This window comes from Pseudoalteromonas sp. Of11M-6 (genome assembly GCF_022347905.1).
Classification (GTDB): Bacteria; Pseudomonadota; Gammaproteobacteria; order Enterobacterales; family Alteromonadaceae; genus Pseudoalteromonas.
In genome coordinates, this window is sequence record NZ_JAKRFW010000015.1 from 1 (window position 1) to 26,050 (window position 26,050).

The window sequence follows — 26,050 nt, forward strand, 5'->3', positions numbered from 1 at the left end:
TAGCAAGAAAGATCTAGGGTCTGTTGATCTTTGCTGTTTGATTTTTGTTCTCCTGAGTGTGTTTTGGTCGCGACGCTCGACTTGCCGCCTAGTAATCTAAGCAAGAGTTGAGCAACAATGAACAAAGCGCACTCAGGTGAACCCAAAGGGCAGCGCTTGATTGGCATCTCTTCTGTGTTGCCCCACAAGGATGTGGGGTAAGGTGACTTTGCAGGAGCACAAAGTCTTTATCGCCTGACTCACATAGAACAACTATGCTACGCAGGCTCTGCCTTGTATAAATACCAATCAAACTGCTGCAAAAACAAACTTGAAAGATTAACAGGCCCTAACGAAATAACCCAACCCAATCTGCGGTCTATACTGATAATTCAAACATCAACTATGGATCGCATATGCTTGCCAACCTACTAAAGCCGTATCGGCAACTACAACATTTATCTCAACATTTTTCTGGTATCGCGCCATTACTCATGCGCCTTATTCTCGCGCCAGTTATGATCATTGCAGGTTACAATAAATTAAATTTGGCTAATCCGGACGCGACATTTTTACAACGCCTCCTCGCCGATCCCGATATTGTCGCATGGTTTGGCAATAGTGAATGGGGCTTAGGTCTACCTTTTCCTGACTTACTTGCCTTTCTTGCCGCTTGGACAGAGTTTTTAGGTGGTTGGTTGATTTTGCTTGGCTTGCTTACGCGTTTAGTGTCTATACCGCTCATGGTGACTATGGTAGTTGCTGCAACGACGGTGCATTTGGAGCATGGCTGGTTTTCGGTAACGCCAACAAACCCAGACACCAGCGCCGCTAAAGTATTAGACTGGCTTGGCTTTGACGAAGCTAAAGTGAGCTTAGAAAATAGCGTAGCAGCGAAGCAACGTTTGGATTCAATTAAAGAGATAGTCGAAGAAAATGGCAGACCAAATTATCTCTATGAAAAAGGCAATATTGTTATTTTAAACAATGGAATTGAATTTGCGGCAACTTACTTTGTATTACTACTTTCACTATTTTTTACCGGTGGTGGACGTTATGTCAGTGCTGACTATTGGTTGAGGCTACTTATTGATAGGAAACAACGCAATTTACTTCCAGAGTAAAACGAAATATTGCAAGGATGCTATCCAGAAATCCGTGATGTCACGTGGTCGAATTTAAGGGAAAATGATAGACTACAAGCAACGTAATACCAATTTGCTTAAGTATTTGGTCTATTTCGGGACACGTATTAAGTCAAATTGGTATAATTCACGGCCATTTTGAAGGCACAACACGGGATGAGTTAATGGACGCCATAGAATTACTCTTAACACGCCAGTCAGATAGCAATCTGTCTTTTCCTGGACCTAATCCAGCTCAGTTAGAAATCATTAAAAAAGCAGCACTAAAAGTGCCAGATCATGGTGGCTTAACACCGTTTAGATTTATTACAGTTGAAGAAAAAGGCCGCGAAAAGCTAGGTGAAATCTATTATCAAGCGGCGGTGAAAGAGCTGCAAGAGCAGCGGGTGATAGATAGAGCGAGAGAGCTACCAGAGCGCGCGCCTATGTTGATCATCGCAGTATCTCCTTATCAAGAACATCCAAAAGTGCCTCGTATTGAGCAAATTCAAAGTGCCGGTTGTAGTGTACTTGCTATGCAGCAAGCCGCTTTTGCACAGGGGTTGTCTGGTGTGTGGCGAACGGGTTACTTTGCCCAGAGCCCTGAAGTGAAAAAGCAACTTGGTCTCGATGAAAAAGATGAGATCGTTGGCTATCTTTATTTAGGTACGCCTACGGTGCAGTGTACAAAGCCAGTAAGGCATAAACCAGAAGATTTCTTTAGCAGTTTATAAGGATACGCAGCCATGGCACTACATGTAATTGATCACCCATTAGTTCAGCATAAACTTGGACTCTTGCGAGAGCAGGGGATATCAACCAAAAACTTTCGCGAAATTGTCTCAGAAGTTGGCAACTTACTCACTTACGAAGCAACAAAAGATTTGACGTTGAGCGATCAGGTCATCTCTGCTTGGGACGGTAACGAGTTAACAGTTAAAAGGCTGACAGGCAAAAAGATCACCTTAGTGCCAATCTTAAGAGCTGGTTTGGGAATGCTAGATGGCATACTGCAGCTGATCCCAGCAGCTAAAGTCAGTGTTGTGGGTTTACAGCGTAACGAAGAAACATTTGAGCCTGTGCCTTATTTTGAGAAGTTGGTGGGTAATATCGATGCTAGACTCGCTTTGGTTATTGATCCAATGCTGGCAACGGGTGGCTCACTGATTGCCACTATCGACATGCTAAAAAAAGCCGGTTCAAAAGAGATCAGAGCGATTGTGCTGGTAGCTGCGCCTGAGGGAGTAAAGTTGGTGGAAGAAGCGCATCCTGACGTTGAAATATACACGGCAGCATTAGATAGCCACTTAAATGAGAAAGGATATATAGTCCCTGGGCTTGGTGATGCCGGTGACAAAATCTTTGGTACGAGAACCTAGCAGGTTTAGTGATTAACAGATTTTGTTTTTTGATCTAAAACAATGATACAAAAAAATATGGTAGTAAAAACATGCCTTCCGCTCTATTTTTGTTAAAACAACAAAATAATATTAAGGATAGACGATGTATTTGCTACGTATTTTTTTGTGGCTAAGCTGCATTTCTGCTTCAGCAAGCGAGCTCCCCAGCATTGAAAAAATAGAAACATTTGCAACCAACTATCATCTCAATCTCAACATACATACACAAACAAGCAATCTATCTGGCAGCGCAACGATAACGGTTAAAAATCAAGGAACAACACCAACTAGAGTAATCCCATTAAGACTTTATCGCTTGCTTAGTGTTGTCGATATCACTTCGGAAGCGGGTAAGTCCCTCAACTATACACAAGGAGTAGTAAGTAATATTGATGACTCACTATTTCAGTCTAATTATATTAAATTATCGTTATCTGAGGCGCTCCAACCCGATCAACAAACAACTTTTACTGTTAATTATTCTGGCCATATAAAGGGGTATGTAGAAACTGGGATGGCTTATATTAAAGATGACATCACCCCTTTGTTTTCTATTATTCGTATGGACGCATATGCTTATCCGCTCATCACAGTGCCTGATGATAGGGTCAATCGCGCGTCACGCTTTTGGCAGAAGCTGTATAACTACACCGCTAGCATCGAAGTGGATAGCGGCTTAGTAGTAGCAAATGGTGGAATTTTACTAGGCGTAACAGAAACCGATCAAGGACGAAAGGTTTATTCATACAAAAACCAGAAACCCTCATGGAGAATGGACTTCATGGTCGCACCATATACCGTGACAAAAGGGCATGGCTTTAAGCTATTTACGTTACCGGGAAATAAATATGCAACTGACTATATGGAAAAGGCAAAACAAACCATAACATTGTATGAAAGTTGGTTTGGTCAACGTCAAAGCACTGGTGAGTTTAGCTTTATAGAGATCCCAAAGGGGTTTGGTGCTCAAGCTGATGTTACCGCAATTATTCAAGACAGCGAGGGGTTTGTGGAGGTAACTCGTTTGTATCACGAACTGAGTCATCTATGGGACCCACGTTCGAATGAAAGCTACTCACCACGCTGGAATGAAGGTAAGGCTACCTTTTTAGAATATTTAACGGATTCACGGCTGAATAAAAGGGTGTCTTTAAGCTCGCATATGACAAACGTACTAAAACGAGCAAAAAACCAGTTCGTTAAACAGCCTAAATATTTAACGACTGCGTTTGAAGAGTATGGAAAAGCTGGGCTTAATGCCTATTCGGTAGGGGCGCTATTTTTTGCGCTTTTGCATCATGAGCTAGGAGAGGAAAGGTTTAATCATTTACTACGTACTTTTTATGCAGCACATGTTAAAAGCGGAGCATCAACAGGCGACTTTATCCTTGCACTGCGTGATTTGAAAGATCCTAACATTGATTGGATATTATCTCGTTGGGTGAATAGCCATAGGTTCACGCTTGATATTTTAGACGCTACCAACTTTGAGAACTTCATCACGTTGAGTATAAGAAGTAGTAAAATATAAATAATCCAAATAAAAAAGCTACCCACAAGAGGTAGCTTTTTGGCTTCTATAAAAGAAAGGAATCGGTATTAAAAGTAGCCTCTGATACCAAGCTTGATATTACGACCTGGAAGAGGGGCTTGCTCTTTGATAAACGAGCTATGCACAAAGCCTAGCTCATCTGTTAGGTTATCAAGGTTAACATAACCAACCATGTCACTGCCCATAAACTCAAAGTCATAGTTAAACGACATATCCACTAACGTATAGCCCTTAGTTTCACTTTCATAGCTCGCGATGTTGTCTTGCTTGAAGTAATGTGTCACCGTGAAGTTAGCTGTTAGGTTCTCGTAACTGTGTTCGTAATCGAGACCTAGCTTGTTGCTTGGAATACGTGGTAAATATTCGTCGTTATCTAACTTCGCTGTCAGCGAGTCACCAAACACTTTGACGCGTGCAAAGTTGCTTAGTTTGTAATGGGCATCAAACTCAAGGCCGTATAGCTTGGCATCACTGCTTTCAAACTTAAACACCGGAACAGCGCCTTCATGTGCATGATCCGCCACTTCTAAACCGTGCTCTGGACTATAGATATAGTCTGTTAATGCCTGATAGTAGAAGTTTTCGATGTCGTTATAGAAGAAATTAACGGTATAGCCAAAGTTACCTGAGAACTTTCTAAAGCTAATGTCTAGGTTGTTTGATGTTTCTTGTTCGATATCTTGCGGCTCAAAGTGTAAATGATCACCTTCTAGCTCATAACCAAGCCCTAGTTCATAGGTGCTGGTTGCGATATGAATGCCATTTGAAAGCAATTCGGCGGTTAATGGTGCGCGCTCCGAGCGAGACAGCGAAACAGCGACGTTTTGGCCTTCAGCAAAGTCGTACACGCCACCAATAGACAAGCTTAGATTGGTCATTTCCAGGTCATAAGAAATAAACCCATTATCTAAGTTACCACCATGGTCGTGATCATGGTCGTGTTCACCTTCATGGTCATGATCTTCTTCGTACGCTTCCAGTTGATTGCCTTTGCTTGATAACTGGTAGTCTTCAATACGAGCACCTAACTCAAGAGTGAAGTCTCCAAAACGACGTTCTTCAAGGATATAAAGTGCGTGCGTTTTGGTATTGGTCGATGGCGTGAAAGCTTCTGCACCGTTTGCGGCGTAATCGCTGTCGGAGAAATGATAACCAACAGTGCCGTGCCACTCTCCTAAGCGGTGCTCTGCCGTTAAGCGTAACTCAGTTGTATCATTTTCAAATACAGTACCTATGTTTCCATCTTCAATTTCAGCGTGTTCGTAATCGGTGTAGCCGACACGTAGGCCAACAGATTCAAGCCAGTCACTGTGTACTGCATAATTTACAAGCCCTTGCCAACGGTCTTGTTTTACTCGAGCAAATACGGATTCTTCTTCGTGGTCATGCCCTTCCTCTTCATGCTCGTGATCATGGTCATGACCAATATGAGAGTGAGCAGGAATGCCATAGTCCGTATCAACACGGCCATAAGAGAAACCAACGGTCAGATGATCGCCAACGTAACTTGTACCTAAGTTAAATTGCTCAGAATCGATAAAGGTATTGTCGACGCGATTGGCGTACTCTGTTTTATGCTCTTCTGCTTCGTGGGCATGATCTTCGCCTTCATGTTCATGCTCGTGTTCTTCATGTTCGTCGTGTGGAAGCGCGAAATTAGGGGTTTCATAATCACCACCTTTACGCTTAACGCCATCGAAATGGAAGTTAAATCCGTCAAAGCCGGATTCTAATAATACCGCAAAGGTATTGGTATTTGAGTTGGTGTCATGGCTATAGTCGGCAGCGCCCTGAAGGCTATCGATCACGTCTGTCGGAATACGATTATCAACAACATTAACCACACCACCGATTGCACCTGAGCCGTAAAGTAGGGTTGCAGGACCTCTTAGCACTTCAATTTGCTGCGCAGCCAGCGAGTCATTAGTGTTGGCGTGATCTGGGCCAACGCGCGAGGCATCGCTACTGTCTAACCCGTTTTGCGTGATTTTAACCCGAGGACCATCTAAACCACGGATGATAGGGCTTGAACTCACCGGACCAAAGTAACTAGCATTGATCCCTGGTTGGCCTTTTAGTGTTTCACCCAGTGTTGGTTTGGCACGGTTTTTTAGCTCATCCCCACTTAATACACTGACCGGAGAGGTCATTTCCATACTATTTTTATGTAGGGCCGAAGAGTAAACAACAATGCTCTCTACAGATGTTGGTTTTAGTTCGACTCGAACAAATCCTTGGGCTTCATCTACATCTACACGTTTATCAAGATAATTAGGCTTAGTAACGTGTAATTGAGAATCAGCATCTATTTCAATGGTAAATTGGCCATTCTTATCTGATTTAACTGACTTGCTTTTGCCATGAAGATGGATGGTTACATTACTAAGTGGTTGATTGTTTGCGTCAACAACTTTACCTGTTAGTTGTGCAGCATAAGCTGGCGCTGCCCCGATTATTGAAATTAATGCGCTGGCGATAAGAGACTGCTTAAACATATTTTATTACCACGAGTTAGATTATGTATTGAACGAGTGAGCCTATTCGGCTAATAGAGTGATAATATAACACTACAAATTTGGAGGATCAATAACGTTATACTATAACTTAGTTATTGTTGAAATTAGAATTACAACTATAGTTAAGGAACAAGTCAAAGTGAGCACAACGTAATGAACAAGCCATTTGTCTTCAAGGCAAGGATTAAGGTTGCTGACTTATTTCACCATAGCCACCATGAAGAAGCATTTACCACCGCCATGTTGTCAAAAGAAAGTAGTGAGCACTTTGCTATGAAATTACTTGGGATATGCGCACTGTCTTTTGATAAGCCGGCAAAGTGGAGCAAGGCGGAGAAAAAACATTGGCCGGACGTATGGCTAGAAGACGACAACGACCAGGTTGAAGTCGCTTTGTTTATTGGTACCTTAGAGGTCGATGAGATACTCAAGTATGAAAAGCTTTATGCTAAGGTTGTAGTGTTGTGTGCTGACGGTGAGCAATGGTTTGAAGAGCGTCGAGCGCAATTACAGTTTATTGGATCTTTCTCTGTGTTTAGTATTCCCACGGACTTTGTGGTTGAATTGTGTGAAATGCTGACGCGAAGTTTACATTGGGACGTGATTTTTGAAAATGGGGCGATGAGTGTTACTGATAGTGAACACTACATTCGTACTCAAATTACCAAGCTGATTTAACGCACTAGTTAACCTAAACTCGGGATAACGGCTGCTAGAGAACAAGTTGTTATGTCGCGGATTTTGGTTATTTACGGCAACTCTATTTTAATATGGCTTGTGGGTCTGCTACAGCACAATAAAATTTCCCCATCTCTCACAAAAGCAAGTGGCTCGTTCGCGTACTGTGTTTGTCCTTCAATGAGCTTGGCGCGGCAAGCACCGCAAAAACCCTCGCGGCATTGATAGGGGACTTCAATATTTGCTGCTTCAAGGGTTTCGAGTATCGAAGACGAAGAAGCCACATATTCCAGTGGCTCCTCAATATTCTCAACCTGAATTAGGAAGGATGGCTTTTCAACCATTACAGGTCGAAATCGCCAAAGTCAGAGGCATCGACTTCAGAGTCGATTTGTCCAACAAGATATGAGCTGATCTCAGCTTCCTGTGGTGCAACCTGAACATTGTCAGAAACAAGCCAAGCGTTGATCCACGGAATAGGATTCGATTTGGTCTCAAATTGCGTTGGTAAACCAACCGCTGACATACGAATATTTGTGATGTACTCAACGTATTGACACAAAATATCTTTGTTTAGTCCAATCATTGAACCGTCTTTAAACAGATACTCAGCCCATTCTTTTTCTTGCTCAGCTGCTTCAACAAACATCTTAATCGCTTCGTCACGGCATTGTGCTGCCACGATAGACATTTCAGGGTCATCTTTGCCTTCTTGCATGATATTCAGCATGTGCTGTGTGCCAGACAAATGAAGCGCTTCATCACGAGCAATTAGCTTGATGATCTTTGCATTACCTTCCATAAGCTCTCGCTCAGCAAAAGCAAACGAGCAGGCAAAACTCACGTAGAAGCGAATAGCTTCTAAGATGTTTACTGACATGATGCAAAGGTACAGAAGCTTTTTCAGTTCAAACAAGTTTATGACGACCGTTGTGCCGTTAATTTCATGCTTGCCTTCACCGTATTGATTATAAAGGCTTACCTTTTCAATCAGTTCGTCATAATACTTGGTCACTGCATCCGCACGTTCAACAATTTTGTCATTGCCCACGATGTCATCAAAGATTAACTCAGGGTTTTGCGTTACATTACGAATAATGTGAGTATAAGAGCGACTGTGAATAGTTTCACTAAATGCCCAAGTTTCGATCCAAGTTTCAAGCTCAGGGATGGAGACGATCGGCAAAAGCGCAACGTTTGGAGAGCGACCTTGCACACTGTCTAGCAATGTTTGATATTTTAGGTTGCTCAAAAAGATATGTCTTTCGTGCTCAGGAAGTGCCTGAAAGTCCAATCTATCCTTACTTACGTCTACTTCTTCTGGACGCCAGAAAAACGATAATTGCTTTTCAATTAGCTTTTCGAAAATAGGGAACTTCTGTTGGTCGTAGCGAGATACATTAACAGTTTGTCCGAAAAACATCGGTTCTTTTAATTGGTCGTTATGATTTCTGCTAAACGTAGAATATGCCATAAATGTGTTACTCAATACCTAAAAAAGCGGGTGATGACCACCCGCATAAAAAGTTATATCTTACAAGCGCCGCCTTCACAACCATCGTCTTCTGCTTCTGGTTTCATCTCATCTTGAGCATCAGAAGCACCGTCGCGGGTGTTATGGTAATAAAGTGTTTTAACACCAAGTTTGTATGCGGTGAGTAAGTCTTTTAGCAATAGCTTCATAGGAACTTTACCTGCTTCAAACTTACTTGGATCATAATTGGTATTTGCAGAGATAGTTTGATCGATGAACTTCTGCATAATACCAACCAGCGCAAGGTAACCATCGTTAGATGGAATATCCCAAAGTAGTTCATAGTTGTTCTTGAGGCGATCGTACTCAGGTACAACTTGCTTCAAGATACCATCTTTACTTGCTTTAACACTGATATGACCACGAGGTGGTTCAATACCGTTTGTCGCGTTTGAAATTTGCGATGATGTTTCAGATGGCATCAAGGCTGACAACGTTGAGTTACGCATACCGTGTTCTTGGATACTTGCTCTTAACGCATCCCAGTCAAGGCGTAATGGCTCTTCACAGACTTTATCAAGGTCACGCTTATAGGTATCTATTGGCATGATACCTTGTGAGTAGGTCGTCTCGTTAAACTTAGGACAAGCGCCGCGTTCTTTTGCCAGTTCATTCGATGCTTTCATCAGATAGTATTGGATCGCTTCAAATGTTCTGTGTGTTAGGCCGTTAGCACTACCGTCTGAGTACTTAACACCATTCTTTGCAAGATAATAAGCAAAGTTAATCACACCGATACCCAGTGTACGGCGTCCCATCGTTGCATTGTACGCAGCAGGAACAGGATAGTCTTGATAGTCTAATAGGTTATCAAGTGCGCGAACCGCAAGCTCTGCTAACTCTTCTAGCTCATCTAAAGACTTGATAGCACCTAAGTTAAACGCTGAAAGCGTGCAAAGTGCAATTTCACCTTCAGGGTCATTTACATGGCTTAACGGCTTCGTTGGTAGTGCAATTTCAAGACATAGGTTTGACTGGCGGATCGGTGCAACCTTAGAGTCAAACGGGCTGTGTGTATTACAGTGGTCAACGTTTTGTAGATAAATACGACCGGTGCTCGCACGTTCTTGCGCAAACATTGAGAATAATTCAATCGCCTTAATGCGTTTCTTACGAATAGACTCATCTTGCTCGTACTTAACATACAGTTCTTCGAATTTATCTTGATCTTCAAAGAATGCGTCGTAAAGGCCTGGCACATCTGACGGACTAAATAGCGTAATATAGTCGTCTTTAATTAGGCGGCTATACATGGTTTTGTTGAACTGCACGCCATAATCTAAATGGCGTACGCGGTTCTCTTCAACACCACGGTTATTTTTCAGTACTAATAGGTTTTCAACTTCAAGATGCCAAAGCGGGTAGAATAGGGTCGCCGCGCCACCACGTACACCGCCTTGAGAACAGCTTTTAACAGCCGTTTGGAAGTGCTTATAAAACGGAATACATCCAGTGTGGTACGCTTCCCCATTTCTGATTGGGCTACCAAGTGCACGAATACGGCCTGCGTTAATACCAATACCGGCACGCTGACTGACGTATTTTACAATCGCAGAAGAAGTCGCGTTGATTGAATCTAGGCTATCAGCACATTCAATCAGTACGCATGAGCTAAACTGACGTGTCGGCGTACGAACACCAGCCATTATTGGCGTTGGTAATGAAATCTTGAATGTTGAAACCGCATCGTAGAATCGCTTAATGTAATCTAGACGCGTTTCTTTCGGGTAGTTTGCAAACAGGCTTGCAGCAACAAGAACATATAAGAACTGCGCACTTTCATAGATCTCACCCGTTACGCGATTTTGTACAAGGTACTTACCTTCCAACTGCTTAACGGCTGCATAGCTGAAGTTCATATCTCGGCTATGGTCGATGTAGCTGTTTAGCTCATCAAACTCTGCTTTTGTGTAGTCAGTGAGAAGGTGCTGATCATAGCGCTTGTCTTCAACCAGCTTTACCACATGGTCGTGTAAGTGCGGCGGCTCAAAACAGCCATAGGCTTTCTTACGCAAGTGGAAAATAGCCAAACGAGCGGCTAGATACTGATAATCTGGAGACTCTTTTGAGATCAGATCGGCTGCAGCTTTAATAATCGTTTCGTGGATATCACCAGTACGAATACCGTCATAAAACTGGATGTGTGACTTTAATTCAACCTGAGAAACTGAGACGTTATCTAGGCCTTCTGCCGCCCATGTAATGACACGATGGATCTTATCTAGATCTAACGGTTCTTTGCGACCGTTTCTTTTGCATACAGATAGCTGTTGGTTCATGTTATGTGCCTGTATTCCTTAGGAACGCGCTTTAGATATCGCACGAATATAAAATTGTTTAGCAAACCACCACTATATATGGTGCCCTAGTGGCTAGGGATCACAAGATAGTGGGGTTGACGTGAATTTGCAAGAGAACAACTCGGGCAGAATTGTGGATAAGTTTGGGATAATTTATTTATGTAAGTATCCACTAACCTATGACAATCCACTTATCTGCCCACAAAGAAAAATCAACAAAAAGATGATGCTTTTCAGCAAAAATAAAAAAAAATTCTAACTGATTTTTTTCTACACAAATTCGTATCTATTATAGCAAAAACACAATATATGGTGTTTTATTTTTTTATCGACACTAAATATGCGATAACGTGTCTAATGGGTTAGTAAGATAGAGATCCGCATGCCAAGACTTAGCTTCGGATTCAGATGGAATGAATCCCCACATTGCTGCTGCACTAATCATTTTTGCGGATTTTGCAGCAATAATGTCTCGCTCAGCATCGCCAACATAAATACACTGCTCTGGCGAAATCCCCAATTTTGACGCCACTAATAGCAAAGGTTCTGGATGAGGCTTGGCCACCGCCAGTGTATCTCCGCATACTACTGTCTCGATCTTTGCAAGTTCAGGGATCTGTTTTAGTAGCGGAAGTGTTAAAAACTCAGGTTTGTTCGTCATGATCCCAACCTGAATCTCTTTTTCTAAAAGTGCCGCTAATAACTCACCAATTTGCGCAAAGCATTGGGAATGTACTGATAAATTCGCCAGGTAGTAGTCGAGTACACCCTGCCGTAATATTTGAATGTCGTAGTGCTTTAATGACTCACCAAATCCTACTTGCAACATCGCTGCTACGCCGTTTGAAATCGCACTGCTATAAACCTGTTTGCCGACAGTAGGCATTTTATTAGCAGCTAAAACGTGGTTTAGTGCGGCTCCCAAGTCATCACTGGTATCCAGCAAGGTGCCGTCTAAATCAAATAGTACCGCCTGAATCATGCCAGCTTCTCAAAATGTAGAATGTAGTTAACTGAAACGTCTTTAGTTAAGGTAAATGTTTTGCCGATAGGGTTGTAGTTAATCCCTGTCGCCGCCCTAACTTTGAGGTCGTATTTTTCAGCCCAATCAATTAAGGTCGAAGGGCGAATAAATTTATCATGCTCATGCGTGCCTTCAGGAACCATTTTAAGCAGTTTTTCTGCGGCGACGATAGCCAGTAAATACGCTTTTGTAGTTTTGTTTAAGGTAGAAAAAAATACATGACCGCCGGGCTTAACTAGCTGTGCGACTGAACGAATAATGGATTCTGGGTCTGGTACGTGTTCTAGCATTTCCATGCAAGTTACTACATCGAACTCACCTTGGTGCATGGCTGCGAATTCTTCCGCTGGCACTTTTTGATAGTCTACGTTAACGCCGACCTCTAATGCGTGGAGCTTTGCGACGTTAAGCGGCTCTTGCCCCATATCGATACCGGTTGCATTTGCACCCAGCTTAGCCATGCTTTCTGTTAAAATCCCGCCACCACAACCGACATCCAATACTGTTTTTGCGAATAGGCCTTCACACTTATCGTTAATAAAGTCCAACCTCAACGGGTTAATGTCGTGTAATGGTTTAAATTCTCCCTCTCGGTCCCACCAGCGCTCTGCTATTTCTTCAAATTTAGCGATTTCATTAGGGTCTACATTTTGATGTTCGGTCATAAAAAACTTCCTCGTCGAATTGAGCGCATTATAAAGGGGATTAGATAAAAATAGCACCTGTAAAACGGTAAAAAGTGTGTTAGCATGCTTGACGAATTTTATAATAAACAAAGCCCCCGCTGATACTCTGAGGCAATTCGGCTATTTTTTGAAGTGCGTTTAATTGGCGCTTCAGCAGAAAAAGCAATTTGCTATTCAGATAGCATCTCAACACAAGTTGTAGTGTGACACAAAAGGGGTGGACACTGAAGGAAAGTGGAGTCAAATGTCTGATCTCGCCAATGAAATCCTGCCAGTCAATATCGAAGATGAATTAAAAAATTCATACCTAGATTATGCAATGAGTGTAATCGTAGGTCGTGCATTACCTGACGTACGTGACGGCCTAAAGCCTGTTCACCGTCGTGTATTGTTCGCGATGAATGAACTTAAAAATGACTGGAACAAACCTTATAAAAAGTCAGCTCGTGTAGTTGGTGACGTAATCGGTAAATATCACCCGCATGGTGATAGCGCGGTTTACGATACTATTGTACGTATGGCTCAGCCTTTCTCTCTACGCTATATGCTCGTAGATGGACAAGGTAACTTTGGTTCTGTCGATGGTGACTCTGCAGCTGCGATGCGTTATACCGAAGTACGTATGGCGAAAGTCGCTCACGAGTTACTTGCTGACCTTGAAAAAGAAACCGTTGATTATGTACCAAACTACGATGGTACAGAGCAAATTCCAGATGTGTTACCAACTAAAGTGCCTAACTTATTGGTGAATGGTTCATCTGGTATTGCGGTTGGTATGGCGACCAATATTCCACCTCACAACTTAACTGAGGTGATCAATGGCTGTTTGGCTGTGATCCAGAATCCAGACATCACCATTGAAGAGTTAATCGACTATATTCCGGGTCCTGATTTCCCGACTGCCGCCATCATTAGCGGTAAAAACGGCATCGAACAAGCCTATAAAACAGGCCGTGGTAAGATCTATATCCGCGCGAAAGCTGAAATCGAAGTCGATGAGAAAACAAACAAAGAAACCATCATCGTTCATGAAATTCCTTACCAAGTTAACAAAGCAAGACTAATCGAAAAAATTGCTGAACTTGTTAAAGACAAAAAGGTTGAAGGGATCAGTGCACTACGCGACGAGTCGGACAAAGACGGTATGCGTATTGTTATTGAAATCAAACGTGGTGAAGTCGGTGAGGTTGTACTAAACAACCTATATGCTCAAACACAACTACAAACTGTGTTTGGCATCAATATGGTTGCACTAGACAACAACCAGCCTAAGTGTTTCAACCTGAAAGAAATGCTTGATGCGTTTATTATTCACCGTCGTGAAGTTGTAACGCGTCGTACTGTATTTGACCTGCGTAAGGCAAGAGACCGAGCGCACACGCTTGAAGGCCTCGCAATTGCGCTAGCTAACATTGACCCAATCATTGAGCTTATTCGTAAGTCACCAACACCAGCGGAAGCGAAAGCGGCGCTAACTGCGCGAGCTTGGGATCTTGGTAACGTTAAATCAATGCTTGAGCGCACTGGCGAAGAAAATGTTGCGCGTCCAGATTGGTTAGCGGAAGAATTAGGGATCCGTGATGGTCAGTACTATTTGTCTGAGCAACAAGCCCAAGCAATCCTAGACTTAAGACTACACAAATTAACAGGTCTTGAGCACGAGAAAATTCTAGCAGAATACAAAGAACTACTCGATCTTATCGCTGAGCTACTGTACATCCTTTCTACTCCAGAGCGTTTGATGGAAGTGATCCGCGATGAGTTAGTTGAAATCAAAGAAACGTATGGTGATGAGCGTCGCACAGAGATCACCGCTGCTGCGCACGATATCAGTTTAGAAGATTTGATCAACGAAGAAGACGTTGTAGTGACGCTTTCTCACGAAGGCTATGTGAAGTATCAACCTCTTAGCGATTACGAAGCTCAGCGTCGTGGTGGTAAAGGGCGATCTGCAACTAAGATGAAAGATGAAGACTTTATCGAACGTCTACTCGTTGCAAATACTCACGATACAATTCTTTGTTTCTCCACTTCTGGCCGCTTGTATTGGTTGAAAGTTTACCAGCTGCCGCTTGCATCACGTGCTGCGCGCGGAAAGCCAATTGTTAACTTGTTACCACTCGAAGCTGATGAGCGTATTACGACAATTTTACCGGTTCGTGAATACGAAGAAGATAAGTTTATCGTCATGGCGACGGCAAGTGGTATCGTTAAGAAAACACCGCTGACTGCATACAGCCGTCAGCGTGCAAGTGGCATTATTGCTATCAACTTGAACGAAGGCGATAGCCTGATCGGTGCTAACATCACCACAGGTGAAAATGACATCATGCTATTTACTGAGCATGGTAAAGTTGTACGCTTTAACGAGAAGCAGCGAGATTCTGAAACAGGTGAAGTGAAGCGTGATCCTGAAACTGGCGAAGAAATGTTGGCTTTACGTCCGATGGGCCGTACAGCAACAGGTGTTCGTGGTATCAAGATGCCAGATGACGTGAAAGTGGTATCACTAATCGTACCACAAGGCGATGGTGCAATCTTGACCGTAACTGAAAATGGTTATGGTAAGCGTACACCGCTTGAAGAGTACCCAGCGAAGAGCCGTGCAACACAAGGTGTTGTGTCAATCAAAGTAACTGAAAGAAATGGTTCTGTGGTTGGTGCGGTTCAAGTTGATGACAACGATGAAATCATGCTGATTTCAAACCGTGGTACGCTAGTTAGAACGCGTGTAAACGAAGTTTCTACGGTAGGCCGTAACACCCAAGGTGTTATTCTGATCCGTACGATGGAAGAAGAAAAGGTAGTTGGTCTTCAACGCATCGAAGAAATTGAAGTGGAAGCGTTGCCTGAAGGTGATGTTGCAGAGTTTGAAGGTGAAGCAACACCGGCTGCGGAACCTGACGCAGAGGAATAAAAAACCCTATCCAAAAAAAAAGCGACTTCGGTCGCTTTTTTTCTTTCTGTCAATTTTTTCAATCTGTTCCTCTATGACAAGAGCCTGAAGCCTGATAAATTAAGGCTACCAACAATCCGACGTTTTAGTCGGGCAGCCCACTGTTCATCCAAAAAGTCATGAGAATAACGCTATTCTTTGGATGATCTAGATTATTTGGAATGAGGAAAAATATGACGGTTTATAATTTTTGCGCGGGTCCTGCGATGTTACCTGTTGAAGTTATGAAAAAAGCGCAAAAAGAATTTTTAGATTGGCAAAATTTAGGCGTGTCGGTGATGGAAGTTAGCCATCGTTCAGCGCCTTACTTGGAGATGGCGAAGCAGTGTGAAGCCAGCTTACGTCGTTTGATGAACATCTCTGATGAATTTGAAGTCCTGTTTATGCATGGTGGTGGCCGAGGCCACTTTGCAGCTGTACCGCTAAATCTACATGTTGATGGTGTACCTGGCGTATATATCGAGAACGGGATCTGGTCTACCGGTGCGACGAAAGAAGGTGAAAAATTCACGCAAACGCATGCGATTAATATTCGTACTGACGAAAATGGTCAATTCGATATTTTACCTGTCTCTGAGTGGAAGCTACCAGAAAACGCTTCATATATTCACTATTGTCCAAACGAAACCATCGATGGTATTGAAATATTTGACGTTCCAAAGCATGCAACCGCACCAATTGTAGCGGACATGTCTTCCAATATTTTATCTCGTGAAATTAACGTCGATGACTTTGATTTGATCTATGCTGGTGCGCAAAAAAATATCGGTCCTTCGGGTCTCAGTATCGCCATTGTACGTAAGACGTTATTGAAGCGTGAAGGGCTGCCAAGACCTGCTATCCTTGATTACGCCATTGAGGCTGATCAGCAAAGCATGTACAACACACCACCGACATTTGCATGGTATCTTGCGTTTGAGGTATTCAAGTATCTTGAAAGCATTGGTGGTGTTAAAGCTATGGAAGCGCACAATCAAGAAAAAGCAGCCATTTTATACGATTACATCGATGGCTCTAACTTCTATTCAAACAAAGTTGCAAAACATTGTCGCTCATTGATGAACGTACCATTTTGGTTAAATGATGACAGCCTAAATGCTAAATTCTTGGCAGAGGCAGAACAAAACGGTTTAATTGCACTTGAAGGCCACCGTTTTGTTGGCGGTATGCGAGCTAGTATATACAACGCCATGCCAATTGAAGGGATCAAAGCGTTAGTTGCATTTATGGATAAATTCGCACGGGAGAACAGTTGATGGAACAATTGACCCTCAAGCCTATTACTAAAGTCAGTGGCAGTGTGACGCTACCTGGCTCTAAAAGCTTATCAAATCGTATTTTGTTGCTTGCAGCATTGTGCGAAGGCACGACAAAAGTGACGAACTTATTGGATAGCGATGACATCCGCCATATGTTAGGTGCGCTATCCCAGTTAGGCGTTGAAGTAACGTTAGAAGACGATAATACGGTGGCACTGGTCAAAGGAAATGGTGGCAACTTTCACACCCCCGTTGAGCCGCTATTTTTAGGCAATGCTGGTACAGCATATCGCCCATTAACAGCAGTGCTTGCAGCTATACCCGGTGATTATGAACTGATTGGTGAGCCACGAATGGAAGAGCGCCCAATTGGCCATCTTGTCGATGCCATGCAAACGCTTGGTGCCGATATTCAATATCTCAAAAACAAAGACTACCCGCCGTTAAAAGTTGCAGGTAAGCAACTTGCTGGTGGTGAAGTTGAGATTGACGGCAGTATCTCAAGCCAATTCTTAACTGCATTATTGATGGCGGCACCGCTTTTTAGTGGCGATACGAATATTGCGATTAAAGGTGAACTGGTTTCAAAGCCTTATATTGATATTACTATTGGCGTGATGGCGCACTTTGGGGTTCATGTCGAAAACCACGATTACCAACATTTTGTGGTAAAAGCAGGCCAGCAGTATCAATCTCCTGGAACACTTATGGTCGAAGGGGATGCCTCGTCAGCTTCTTATTTCATTGCTGCAGCCGCAATTGCAGGTGGTGAAATTGAGATCAAGGGAGTGGGTAAACAAAGTGTGCAAGGTGATATTGGCTTTGCCAAAGTGATGGAACAAGTCGGTGCAAACATTGATTGGCATGATGAGCGTATCGTTGTCCGAAAAGGTGAGTTAAATGGTGTGGATATTGATGCCAATGCTATCCCTGATGCGGCGATGACGCTTGCAACCGTAGCGCTATTTGCAAAAGGTAAAACGGCAATTCGTAATATTTACAATTGGCGTGTGAAAGAAACCGACAGGCTAGCTGCCATGGCGGCTGAGCTAAAAAAAGTAGGCGCAGAAGTGGTAGAAGGGCACGACTTTATCGAAGTTAAGCCACCGGCTAATTTTAATTTCACGGATGTAGACACATATAATGACCATCGTATTGCGATGTGTTTCTCGATGGTTGCTGTGGGTGGTCAAGCTATCACGATTAACGACCCTAAATGTACGGCAAAAACTTTCCCAACCTATTTTTCAGTGTTAGAAAGCATTAGTCAGTATTAATTTCATCCAAGGTGTTGAAGATCTTCAACACCTTAAAATCTTCTATAAAATAGTCAATCTTAACAAAGTCAAATACACGGGTGTTTGACTGAATTTCTTTCAATTAAAGCCAGTTCGCACCTGGCGTATAGCATTTTGCGTTGCACTAATAATTTGAGATATAACAAAAAATGACAGGTAAATAAGGATATATTCAGCAAATTGACGTATACTATGCGCCGTCAAATTCAGGTGAGCATTTTTAGGAGGTCTAAATGCAGGCAGCTATGCCAGTTATCACCGTAGACGGCCCAAGTGGTTCAGGCAAAGGAACTGTTTGTCGCTTGTTAGCTGAAACATTAAATTGGGAAGTGTTGGATAGCGGTGCGATTTATCGCGTGCTTTCGTTAGCGGCATTACACCACCAAATTGCAACTGATAACGAAGAGGGTTTAGTCCCACTCGCTGCCAATTTGGATGTACAGTTTTCTATCGATAAAGAAACTAAAAAAAGCAAAATTGTACTTGAAGGTGAAGATGTTACTAACACCATTCGCAATGAAGAAGTCGGCGCAGCTGCGTCAAAAATTGCGGCGCTACCTCGAGTAAGAGAAGCATTATTACGACGTCAGCGCGCTTTTAGAACTGAAGTTGGCTTAATTGCAGATGGACGCGATATGGGAACGGTGGTGTTCCCTGATGCTGAACTTAAAATTTATTTGACTGCAAGTGCAGAAGAGCGTGCTCGCAGGCGATTTGTTGAGTTGAATGAGAAAGGCCATGATGTTACACTAAGTGGTCTGTTAGAAGACATTAAAGCTCGCGATGATCGCGATATGAATCGCAAGGTTGCCCCATTAGTTCCTGCTAGCGATGCGGTAGTTGTTGATACAACTGAGCATAATGCTGAGCAAGTGTTCAAACAGGTTATGTCTTTTATTCAAGACGCCATTGTGGCCGGTAAACTTCCAAAAAGCTGTTTACCTAAGTAATTTATAATGACACAGGCAGGAAGCTAGTGTTTATTTAATAACCCCATGCAGCATGGTTGCTAATTGGTAATTTAACTTTATAGAGACGTATTTAGTATGTCAGAAAATTTTGCGCAGTTATTTGAAGAAAGCCTACAGGGTTTTGAAGTTGAGCAAGGCTCAATCGTTAAAGGTACAGTAATCGCTATTGAGAACAATGTTGTTCTTGTTGATGCTGGCCTTAAGTCTGAAAGTGCAATCCCTGCAGAGCAATTCAAAAATGCTGCTGGTGAACTAGAAGTTGCAGTAGGCGACGAAGTAGACGTTGCACTAGATGCAATCGAAGACGGTTTCGGTGAGACTATCCTTTCTCGTGAAAAAGCTAAGCGTCACGAAGCTTGGATCCGTCTTGAGAAAGCTTGTGAAGAGCAAGAGACTGTTACTGGTGTTATCAACGGTAAAGTTAAAGGCGGTTTCACAGTTGAAGTTGATTCAATCCGTGCATTCCTACCTGGTTCACTTGTTGATGTACGTCCAGTTCGCGACACAGCTCACCTTGAAGGTAAAGAGTTAGAGTTCAAAGTAATCAAGCTAGACCAGAAGCGCAACAACGTTGTTGTTTCACGTCGTGCTGTTATCGAGTCTGAGAACTCACAAGAGCGTGAAGAGCTGCTTCAAAACCTTGTTGAAGGCCAAGAAGTTAAGGGTATCGTTAAGAACCTTACTGACTACGGTGCATTCGTAGACTTAGGTGGTGTTGACGGTCTTCTACACATCACTGACATGGCTTGGAAGCGTGTTAAGCACCCTTCAGAGATCGTGAACGTAGGTGACGAAATCAACGTTAAAGTACTTAAGTTCGACAAAGAGAAGACTCGTGTTTCTCTAGGTCTTAAGCAACTTGGCGAAGATCCATGGGCTGCTATCGCTGGTCGTTACCCAGAAGGTGCTAAGCTTACTGGTCGTGTAACTAACCTAACTGACTACGGCTGTTTCGTTGAAATCGAAGAAGGCGTTGAAGGTCTAGTACACGTTTCAGAAATGGATTGGACTAACAAGAACATCCACCCTTCAAAAGTAGTTTCACTAGGTGATACTGTTGAAGTTATGGTTCTTGAAATCGACGAAGAGCGTCGTCGTATTTCTCTAGGTCTTAAGCAGTGTAAAGCTAACCCTTGGCAAGAATTTGCTCGTCTTAACAACAAAGGCGACCAAGTTTCTGGTAAGATCAAGTCTATCACTGACTTCGGTATCTTTATCGGTCTTGACGGCGGTATCGATGGTCTTGTACACCTATCTGACATCTCTTGGAACACTCCAGGTGAAGAAGCTGTACGTGAGTACAAGAAAGGTGACGAAATCACAGCTATCGTTCTACAAGTTGACCCAGAGCGTGAGCGTATCTCTCTAGGCGTTAAGCAAATCGACGCTGATCCATTCACTAACTACCTAGACGCCAACAAAAAAGGTGCTATTGTTAAAGGTAAAGTGACTGAAGTTGATGCTAAAGGCGCAACTGTTGAGCTAATCGAAGGCGTTGAAGGTTACATCCGTGTAGCTGACATCGCGCAAGAGCGTGTTGAAGATGCGACTGCTGCTGTTTCTGAAGGCGACGAAATCGAAGCTAAATTTGTAGGTGTTGATCGTAAGAACCGTACTATCAGCCTATCAGTTAAAGCTATCTACGAAGCTGAAGAAAAAGAAGTACTAGAGAAGCTTAAGAAAGATGAGCCTGCGTTCGAAAACGCAATGGCTGCAGCTTTCAAAAATGCTCAAAAAGACTAATTAATCAGTCTTTAAACTAGGAAGGGCGCTCAGCCCTTCCTTTTACACTAAAGGAAACATTATGACAAAGTCTGAATTGATAGAACAACTTGCACTGCAGCACGCTCACGTTCCTGTTAAAGATGTAGAGAATGCGGTAAAAGAAATCCTTGAACAAATGGCTGGCTCATTATCAGACTCGGAACGTATCGAAATCCGTGGCTTTGGTAGTTTCTCGCTTCACTTCCGTTCCCCTCGCACTGGTCGTAATCCTAAAACGGGCGAGACAGTAGAATTGGATGGTAAATACGTACCACACTTTAAGCCAGGCAAAGAGCTGCGCGATAGAGTAAACGAAAGCTTAAATAATTAAGTCTAACGGAGCTAAACTTGGTTGCAGTATTGAAAAAGGGATTAGCTGTTGTTGCCATACTGATTGCATTTTTAGTTGGAACACAAAATCCACAAGTTGTTAATGTCAATTTTGTAATTGCAAGTGCAGAGTTACCACTCGCAACCTTAATGAGTATTTGCTTAGCTCTTGGGATAATTATTGGTTTACTTGTAACAGCGTCGGTTTTATCTAAGCTTAAATGGCAAAATCATCGCCTAAAAAAAAGTAATAGTAAGCTTAGTCAAGCAGCCGAACGCTAGTTATGATCGAGCTACTGTTTTTATTACTACCTGTAGCTGCCGCTTACGGTTATGTTATGGGTAAAAATAGTGCTAAGAATCAAGCCCTAGAGCAAAGTAGACAAATTACCTCTGAATACAGTAAAGGCCTAAAATTCCTACTAGATAGGGAAGAAGATCAGGGTCTTGAACACCTCACCAAATTACTTGAAGTCTCAGCAGACTCCGTCGACCATTATTTAACACTCGCATCGCTCTTTAGAAAGCGGGGAGAGTTAGATAGAGCGATAAAAATTCATGAGCTACTACTTAAACAACCTAATCTAGACGAAGAAGTGGTGAAGTCCTGTCGTCTAGAGCTTGCTCAAGATTACGTCTTAGCCGGTCTATTGGATAGCGCTGAAGAACACTTAGTCATTCTTGTAAAGCTTGGGTTTAAGGATGCACTCGATCCAATTTTAAACCTATACTCTCAAACTAGAGATTGGCGAAAAGGCGTTCATATGTATGAAGCGCATCCTGAGCTTTTTAAAAAGTCGTCTCATTGCGCGACTATTGCAAACTTCTATTGTGAAGCTGCAAATCAAGAAAAGAATCCAAGCTTATTCGAAAAAGCGACAGCGCTCGCGCATGAAACAGTAAGACCCTTGTATGAAATGGGCAAAGATGCATACAAACACGATGATTACGTGAAGTGTATATATTATTGGCGAAAGCTCGTGAGCCAATTTGTATTTATGGCGCCACTAGTAATAGAAGACCTAGAATCTTGTTATGTTAAATTAAATATTCATGAGCAATTCTTTGAGTTAGTCTCCGAGCTATTAGAAAAAGGAGGAGTGCTGATCAGAATTAAGTTCTGCCAAGGATTAGTCCAAAAAGGTCATATTTCTGAGGCGATAGAGTTTCTAACTGATAGTTTAAAGCGTGAACCATCAATTAGGGGCTTTAGTTATTTGCTGCAACTCATTAGTGGCAAAGATGCTAAAATAGATCACGTACTACAAGAAATAGATAAGTTGGTAAAGTCTTATATTGCAACTAAGCCGAATTATCAATGTGGTCATTGTGGGTTTACAAGTCATACAATGTACTGGTTATGTCCCTCCTGCAAACATTGGGAGTCACTTGCTCCGAGCCGTGGGTTAGACGGTTTTTAGGTTTTTAATTTGGCCAAATAGGGTAACTATGTCGACACAAGATTTAAAAAAGGTTTTGATTGCGCTTGATTATGATAATGAAGAAGCTGCATTATCATTTGTTTCTCAGCTTTCACCTGACGAATGCCGATTGAAAGTAGGTAAAGAGATGTTTACCTATTTTGGCCCTCAGTTTGTAAAAAAACTGGTAGATATGAATTTTGATGTATTTTTAGATCTAAAATTTCACGATATTCCAAACACAGTTGCAAAAGCGGTAACTGCTGCGGCTGAACTTGGCGTGTGGATGGTAAATGTTCACGCCAGCGGCGGCCATGAAATGATGTCAAAAGCAAAAGAAGCGTTGGCAGCTTACGGTGATAAAGCGCCGCTACTTATTGCTGTGACCGTATTAACTAGTATGGATCAAGGTCAGCTACTAAAGCTTGGAATTGAAAAGACACCTCAAGAGCAAGTGCTATATCTTGCAAAATTAGCGAAAGAATCAGGTCTAGATGGCGTGGTTTGTTCTGCGCAAGAAGCCGAACTTTTAAAAGCTCAACTCGGTGAGGAATTTAAGCTTGTGACACCAGGTATCCGACCAGCAGGTGCTGATGCTGGCGATCAAAAACGTATTATGACCCCTGAAAAAGCAGTGAAAGCGGGTAGTGATTATCTAGTGATAGGGCGTCCGATCACTAAAGCTGACAATCCAGCAGGAGCTCTGGAAGCAATTAACCAAAGTATTGCTTCGCTTTAAACATGAGAGGCCAACATTATTGTTGGCCTCTTTCAATTTACGAGACCAGTTTAATCGAAGCGTTAGATTTTAACTTAATCTTCATTTTCCGTAGTTTCAAAGTTCAAACTAAATTGACCACTGCGCTGTACTGAGAAAATAGCCTTTTGCCAGTTCTCTTCTTGATTTGCTGTCGCATTTTCGAACAAGCTTAGAAAAAGGACGGAAATTTCATCACTTACAGGTATGACATGTGCTTGTTTGGGAGTGCTGGTGTCATAGTAGAAAGCGGAACACCTCGGCATATTGTCGTCATGATAGTCCAATACGAGTCGCGCTTCGCTCCACGGCTCTTTAATTTGTTGATACAGATATTGACCCAATTGTTGTGGGACTTGTCGGTTTTCTTCACGCATTCCAACTCCTTGTTATGTTCAGCGATAAATGTTGATCTGATTTTACTGGCGACTTTTGGCTTTAGTATGTGCTATAAATTTGTAGATCCCAAAACCGAATAGTATAAATATGATCGCCTGATCCGCGGCTTTACTTATCATAACCGCATTTGAGAATAGGTTTGATAGTATAGACATACAGATAAAAAACGAAAGTACTGATGTTAGTAACACGATGGCTTTTATCCAAGGTTGAACTAGCTTATGTCCCTGTTTGCTAATCGATACAGCAACGATAAAACTGATCAAAGAAACTAAAAAGCCAATAAAATATTGTTCCATCGTGATCATTGTATTTTCTTATTAATTGATGTGTAAATTATTTTATTTATTTTCTGTCGCTTTCAAGAAACGCTGAATGTTTCCGTAAGAACAGATTCTTAATCTCTTAATTTTGCTTGCGATAAGTTCAGTAAGATCTTTCGCCACATATATGAAAACGGCTGTGGTACCTAGCTCTTCCTCAGTATTTGGTCTGTCTCTGCAACGTTAAACTCATAACTAAAAAAATGATCTGATCCAGTAAAACAGGACACTTCATTAAGCTACTTTCAGTTATTCAAATCTTTCAGGGCTTAGATAGCCAATGACACTATGCCTTCTCTTTTTGTTGTAATCAATTTCTAGGTACTCAAGTATTTGCTGAAACATCGCTTAACGATCCATAATTAGTTCGTATTGAACCGCCTCAACTTTCAGTGAATGGAAGAGGCTCTCAACACAAGCGTTGACGCTCCCAGCAGTTACCTTTGCGGCTCATGCTATGAGTTAATCCGTACTGCTCAATCATATTCCGATAAGCATGAGAGCAATACTGGCTGCCACGGTCACTGTGAACAATAACTCCTTGGGCTTGTCGCGTCGCCAAAGCGCCATTTTTAGAGCATCACACCAAGATTGATGTGATGCGCTTACTCATCGACCAACTAACTACTGACCGTGAATATAAATCGGTGATGAAAGCTAAATTAAATAGAGCCAACCTTCGCTCGTTATTACATAGGTGATGTCGCCAGCCCATTTTTGATTTGGCCCATCAGTGATAAAGTCTTGCTCAAGCAAATTCGGTGCAACAGGCCATGAATGTTTACTGTACTTTGTAGCTTTAAACTTGCGGGCCGCTTTGGCTACAAGCCCTTAGCGCTCCATGCTGCACATAATGGTTTTAATATCATACTTCTCACCTTGCTCTTCAAGCTCAGCTGGAATGCGTCGAGCACTGTCCCGCTCAACTCATCTTTAATTTTTGTATCGCGGGCTTGCTTGCGCTTACTCAGCTGCTGGCACGATTTTAGCCATAAATAATACCCACTTGGCGACACGGACAATATATAGGCCATCCTGTGTATTGAGAATGACCCGCAGTTGTCTTTCATAAACTCCAATCGAGTTACTTTTGGTTTTTTGCGAAGTAGGTGGCCGCCTTTTTTAAGATTTCTAATTCCTTAGCTTGCTCAGCCAACTGGCGTCTTAACTTGGCACTCTCTGCGCTCGCGACATTACGCCAAGCATAGATCCGAGATTCATAAACAGTGAGGTCTCGTGCAGCCTGCGCAATTCCAATTTTGGTCGCCAGCTTCAAGGCTTCTTATTTAAATTCGGCTGAATAAGTTTTTCTGGTTTTCTTTGGGGGCGTTATTTTTCACCTCTACGAGTTAGTTTACTCACTTAATGAGGTGTCCAAAAGTTTTGGATCAGATCAGTGAGTCGTTTTCTAGTGCTGTACACACTGTGATAGCGTGGGTAGATCTTTAGTGACTCGCCACTTTATACGGTTTTGTAAATAGCCGGCTATTAAAATAAGAGGGTTGTTCAAAGATTGTACATTGATTTTTACAAAAGCTTGGCTTTTTTCTGTTTGTTTAAGTGGTTCTATCCTTGGCTTTAAGGTTAATTTATAAGAATAGGTACGCTCTGAAGTCATCCTTGCACGAATTTAAAAAAGAGGTATCCGTGGAAAAAGTGATTATTTGATCTGGCTTGATTGTTTCAAAAGTTACATCATTCCCAGTCGAAAGTTTGTCATGAATATCGGAACCTGGTTCTAAAGTACTATGGAAAACAAAACTTTCATTTATACAAGTG

22 protein-coding genes and 1 pseudogene are annotated in these 26,050 nt (G+C 42.4%); 14 read left to right on the forward strand and 9 right to left on the reverse strand.

The features are described from left to right. Positions 1 to 395 precede the first annotated feature (395 nt). The 4 genes from MHN32_RS09955 to MHN32_RS09970 all read left to right on the forward strand — a co-directional run bounded on the left by MHN32_RS09955 (position 396) and on the right by MHN32_RS09970 (position 4,034). Positions 396 to 1,103, forward strand: a complete 708-nt coding sequence (locus tag MHN32_RS09955; RefSeq protein WP_102056865.1) for a DoxX family protein — start codon at positions 396 to 398, stop codon at positions 1,101 to 1,103. Positions 1,104 to 1,288: 185 nt separating this feature from the next. Continuing rightward, positions 1,289 to 1,837, forward strand: a complete 549-nt coding sequence (locus MHN32_RS09960) for an NAD(P)H nitroreductase (RefSeq protein WP_010604857.1) — start codon at positions 1,289 to 1,291, stop codon at positions 1,835 to 1,837. A gap of 12 nt (positions 1,838 to 1,849) precedes the next feature. Continuing rightward, positions 1,850 to 2,482 carry a uracil phosphoribosyltransferase gene (gene upp, locus MHN32_RS09965; RefSeq protein WP_239421637.1) on the forward strand — a complete coding sequence of 211 codons (633 nt, stop codon included), beginning with the start codon at positions 1,850 to 1,852 and terminating at the stop codon, positions 2,480 to 2,482. 124 nt (positions 2,483 to 2,606) lie between these two features. Further along, positions 2,607 to 4,034 (forward strand): M1 family aminopeptidase, encoded by a 1,428-nt coding sequence (locus MHN32_RS09970; RefSeq protein ID WP_235368123.1) that lies wholly within the window; start codon positions 2,607 to 2,609, stop codon positions 4,032 to 4,034. A gap of 68 nt (positions 4,035 to 4,102) precedes the next feature. Here MHN32_RS09970 and MHN32_RS09975 read toward each other — a convergent pair whose 3' ends face one another. Next, positions 4,103 to 6,550 (reverse strand): TonB-dependent receptor, encoded by a 2,448-nt coding sequence (locus MHN32_RS09975; RefSeq protein ID WP_239421638.1) that lies wholly within the window; start codon positions 6,548 to 6,550, stop codon positions 4,103 to 4,105. 174 nt (positions 6,551 to 6,724) lie between these two features. Here MHN32_RS09975 and MHN32_RS09980 point away from each other — a divergent pair, with 174 nt between their 5' ends. After that, positions 6,725 to 7,249 (forward strand): YaeQ family protein, encoded by a 525-nt coding sequence (locus tag MHN32_RS09980; RefSeq protein ID WP_102056862.1) that lies wholly within the window; start codon positions 6,725 to 6,727, stop codon positions 7,247 to 7,249. 71 nt (positions 7,250 to 7,320) lie between these two features. Here the strand turns inward: MHN32_RS09980 and yfaE are convergent, their stop codons facing one another. The 5 genes from yfaE to ubiG form a co-directional block, all read right to left on the reverse strand. Continuing rightward, positions 7,321 to 7,593, reverse strand: coding sequence for a class I ribonucleotide reductase maintenance protein YfaE (gene yfaE / locus MHN32_RS09985; RefSeq protein ID WP_010604851.1), 273 nt, complete (start codon positions 7,591 to 7,593; stop codon positions 7,321 to 7,323). Continuing rightward, entirely contained in the window at positions 7,593 to 8,723 is a 1,131-nt protein-coding gene (gene nrdB, locus MHN32_RS09990) for a class Ia ribonucleoside-diphosphate reductase subunit beta (RefSeq protein WP_010604850.1), read from the reverse strand. The genes yfaE and nrdB overlap by 1 nt, the downstream gene beginning before the upstream one ends. A 53-nt stretch (positions 8,724 to 8,776) precedes the next feature. Then, positions 8,777 to 11,062 carry a class 1a ribonucleoside-diphosphate reductase subunit alpha gene (gene nrdA / locus MHN32_RS09995; protein ID WP_174168816.1) on the reverse strand — a complete coding sequence of 762 codons (2,286 nt, stop codon included), beginning with the start codon at positions 11,060 to 11,062 and terminating at the stop codon, positions 8,777 to 8,779. 355 nt (positions 11,063 to 11,417) lie between these two features. After that, complete coding sequence (locus MHN32_RS10000) at positions 11,418 to 12,065, reverse strand: HAD-IA family hydrolase (protein WP_174168817.1); 648 nt, start codon at positions 12,063 to 12,065, stop codon at positions 11,418 to 11,420. After that, positions 12,062 to 12,772 carry a bifunctional 2-polyprenyl-6-hydroxyphenol methylase/3-demethylubiquinol 3-O-methyltransferase UbiG gene (gene ubiG, locus MHN32_RS10005; protein WP_010604847.1) on the reverse strand — a complete coding sequence of 237 codons (711 nt, stop codon included), beginning with the start codon at positions 12,770 to 12,772 and terminating at the stop codon, positions 12,062 to 12,064. The genes MHN32_RS10000 and ubiG overlap by 4 nt, the downstream gene beginning before the upstream one ends. A 265-nt stretch (positions 12,773 to 13,037) precedes the next feature. On the opposite strand from ubiG, the gene gyrA reads away from it, so the two are divergent. The 9 genes from gyrA to pyrF all read left to right on the forward strand — a co-directional run bounded on the left by gyrA (position 13,038) and on the right by pyrF (position 23,531). Then, positions 13,038 to 15,710 carry a DNA gyrase subunit A gene (gene gyrA, locus MHN32_RS10010; protein ID WP_235368119.1) on the forward strand — a complete coding sequence of 891 codons (2,673 nt, stop codon included), beginning with the start codon at positions 13,038 to 13,040 and terminating at the stop codon, positions 15,708 to 15,710. 212 nt (positions 15,711 to 15,922) lie between these two features. Next, complete coding sequence (gene serC, locus MHN32_RS10015) at positions 15,923 to 17,005, forward strand: 3-phosphoserine/phosphohydroxythreonine transaminase (RefSeq protein ID WP_045990772.1); 1,083 nt, start codon at positions 15,923 to 15,925, stop codon at positions 17,003 to 17,005. After that, positions 17,005 to 18,285 (forward strand): 3-phosphoshikimate 1-carboxyvinyltransferase, encoded by a 1,281-nt coding sequence (gene aroA / locus MHN32_RS10020; protein ID WP_239421639.1) that lies wholly within the window; start codon positions 17,005 to 17,007, stop codon positions 18,283 to 18,285. The genes serC and aroA overlap by 1 nt, the downstream gene beginning before the upstream one ends. A 254-nt stretch (positions 18,286 to 18,539) precedes the next feature. Then, entirely contained in the window at positions 18,540 to 19,256 is a 717-nt protein-coding gene (gene cmk / locus MHN32_RS10025; protein WP_235368117.1) for a (d)CMP kinase, read from the forward strand. Between the two features lie 96 nt (positions 19,257 to 19,352). Beyond that, entirely contained in the window at positions 19,353 to 21,020 is a 1,668-nt protein-coding gene (rpsA, locus tag MHN32_RS10030; RefSeq protein WP_010604841.1) for a 30S ribosomal protein S1, read from the forward strand. Positions 21,021 to 21,081: 61 nt separating this feature from the next. After that, a complete protein-coding gene (ihfB, locus tag MHN32_RS10035; protein WP_010377033.1) occupies positions 21,082 to 21,372 on the forward strand; it encodes an integration host factor subunit beta in 291 nt (96 codons plus the stop codon). Between the two features lie 17 nt (positions 21,373 to 21,389). Continuing rightward, positions 21,390 to 21,653, forward strand: coding sequence for a LapA family protein (locus tag MHN32_RS10040; RefSeq protein ID WP_010377035.1), 264 nt, complete (start codon positions 21,390 to 21,392; stop codon positions 21,651 to 21,653). A 2-nt stretch (positions 21,654 to 21,655) separates the two neighbouring features. After that, positions 21,656 to 22,792: a lipopolysaccharide assembly protein LapB gene (locus MHN32_RS10045; RefSeq protein WP_010604840.1), complete on the forward strand. Its 1,137-nt coding sequence runs from the start codon at positions 21,656 to 21,658 to the stop codon at positions 22,790 to 22,792. Positions 22,793 to 22,820: 28 nt separating this feature from the next. Continuing rightward, the gene (gene pyrF / locus MHN32_RS10050; protein ID WP_010604839.1) at positions 22,821 to 23,531 is read left to right on the forward strand and encodes an orotidine-5'-phosphate decarboxylase; all 711 of its coding nucleotides are present in this window, start codon (positions 22,821 to 22,823) and stop codon (positions 23,529 to 23,531) included. Positions 23,532 to 23,605: 74 nt separating this feature from the next. Here the strand turns inward: pyrF and MHN32_RS10055 are convergent, their stop codons facing one another. From MHN32_RS10055 to MHN32_RS10065, 3 genes and pseudogenes are all read right to left on the reverse strand, one after another. Next, positions 23,606 to 23,926: a hypothetical protein gene (locus MHN32_RS10055; protein WP_010604838.1), complete on the reverse strand. Its 321-nt coding sequence runs from the start codon at positions 23,924 to 23,926 to the stop codon at positions 23,606 to 23,608. A gap of 42 nt (positions 23,927 to 23,968) precedes the next feature. Continuing rightward, positions 23,969 to 24,256: a hypothetical protein gene (locus MHN32_RS10060; RefSeq protein WP_010604837.1), complete on the reverse strand. Its 288-nt coding sequence runs from the start codon at positions 24,254 to 24,256 to the stop codon at positions 23,969 to 23,971. A gap of 264 nt (positions 24,257 to 24,520) precedes the next feature. Next, positions 24,521 to 25,547 (reverse strand): annotated as a pseudogene (locus tag MHN32_RS10065) (IS3 family transposase). Positions 25,548 to 26,050 lie beyond the last annotated feature (503 nt).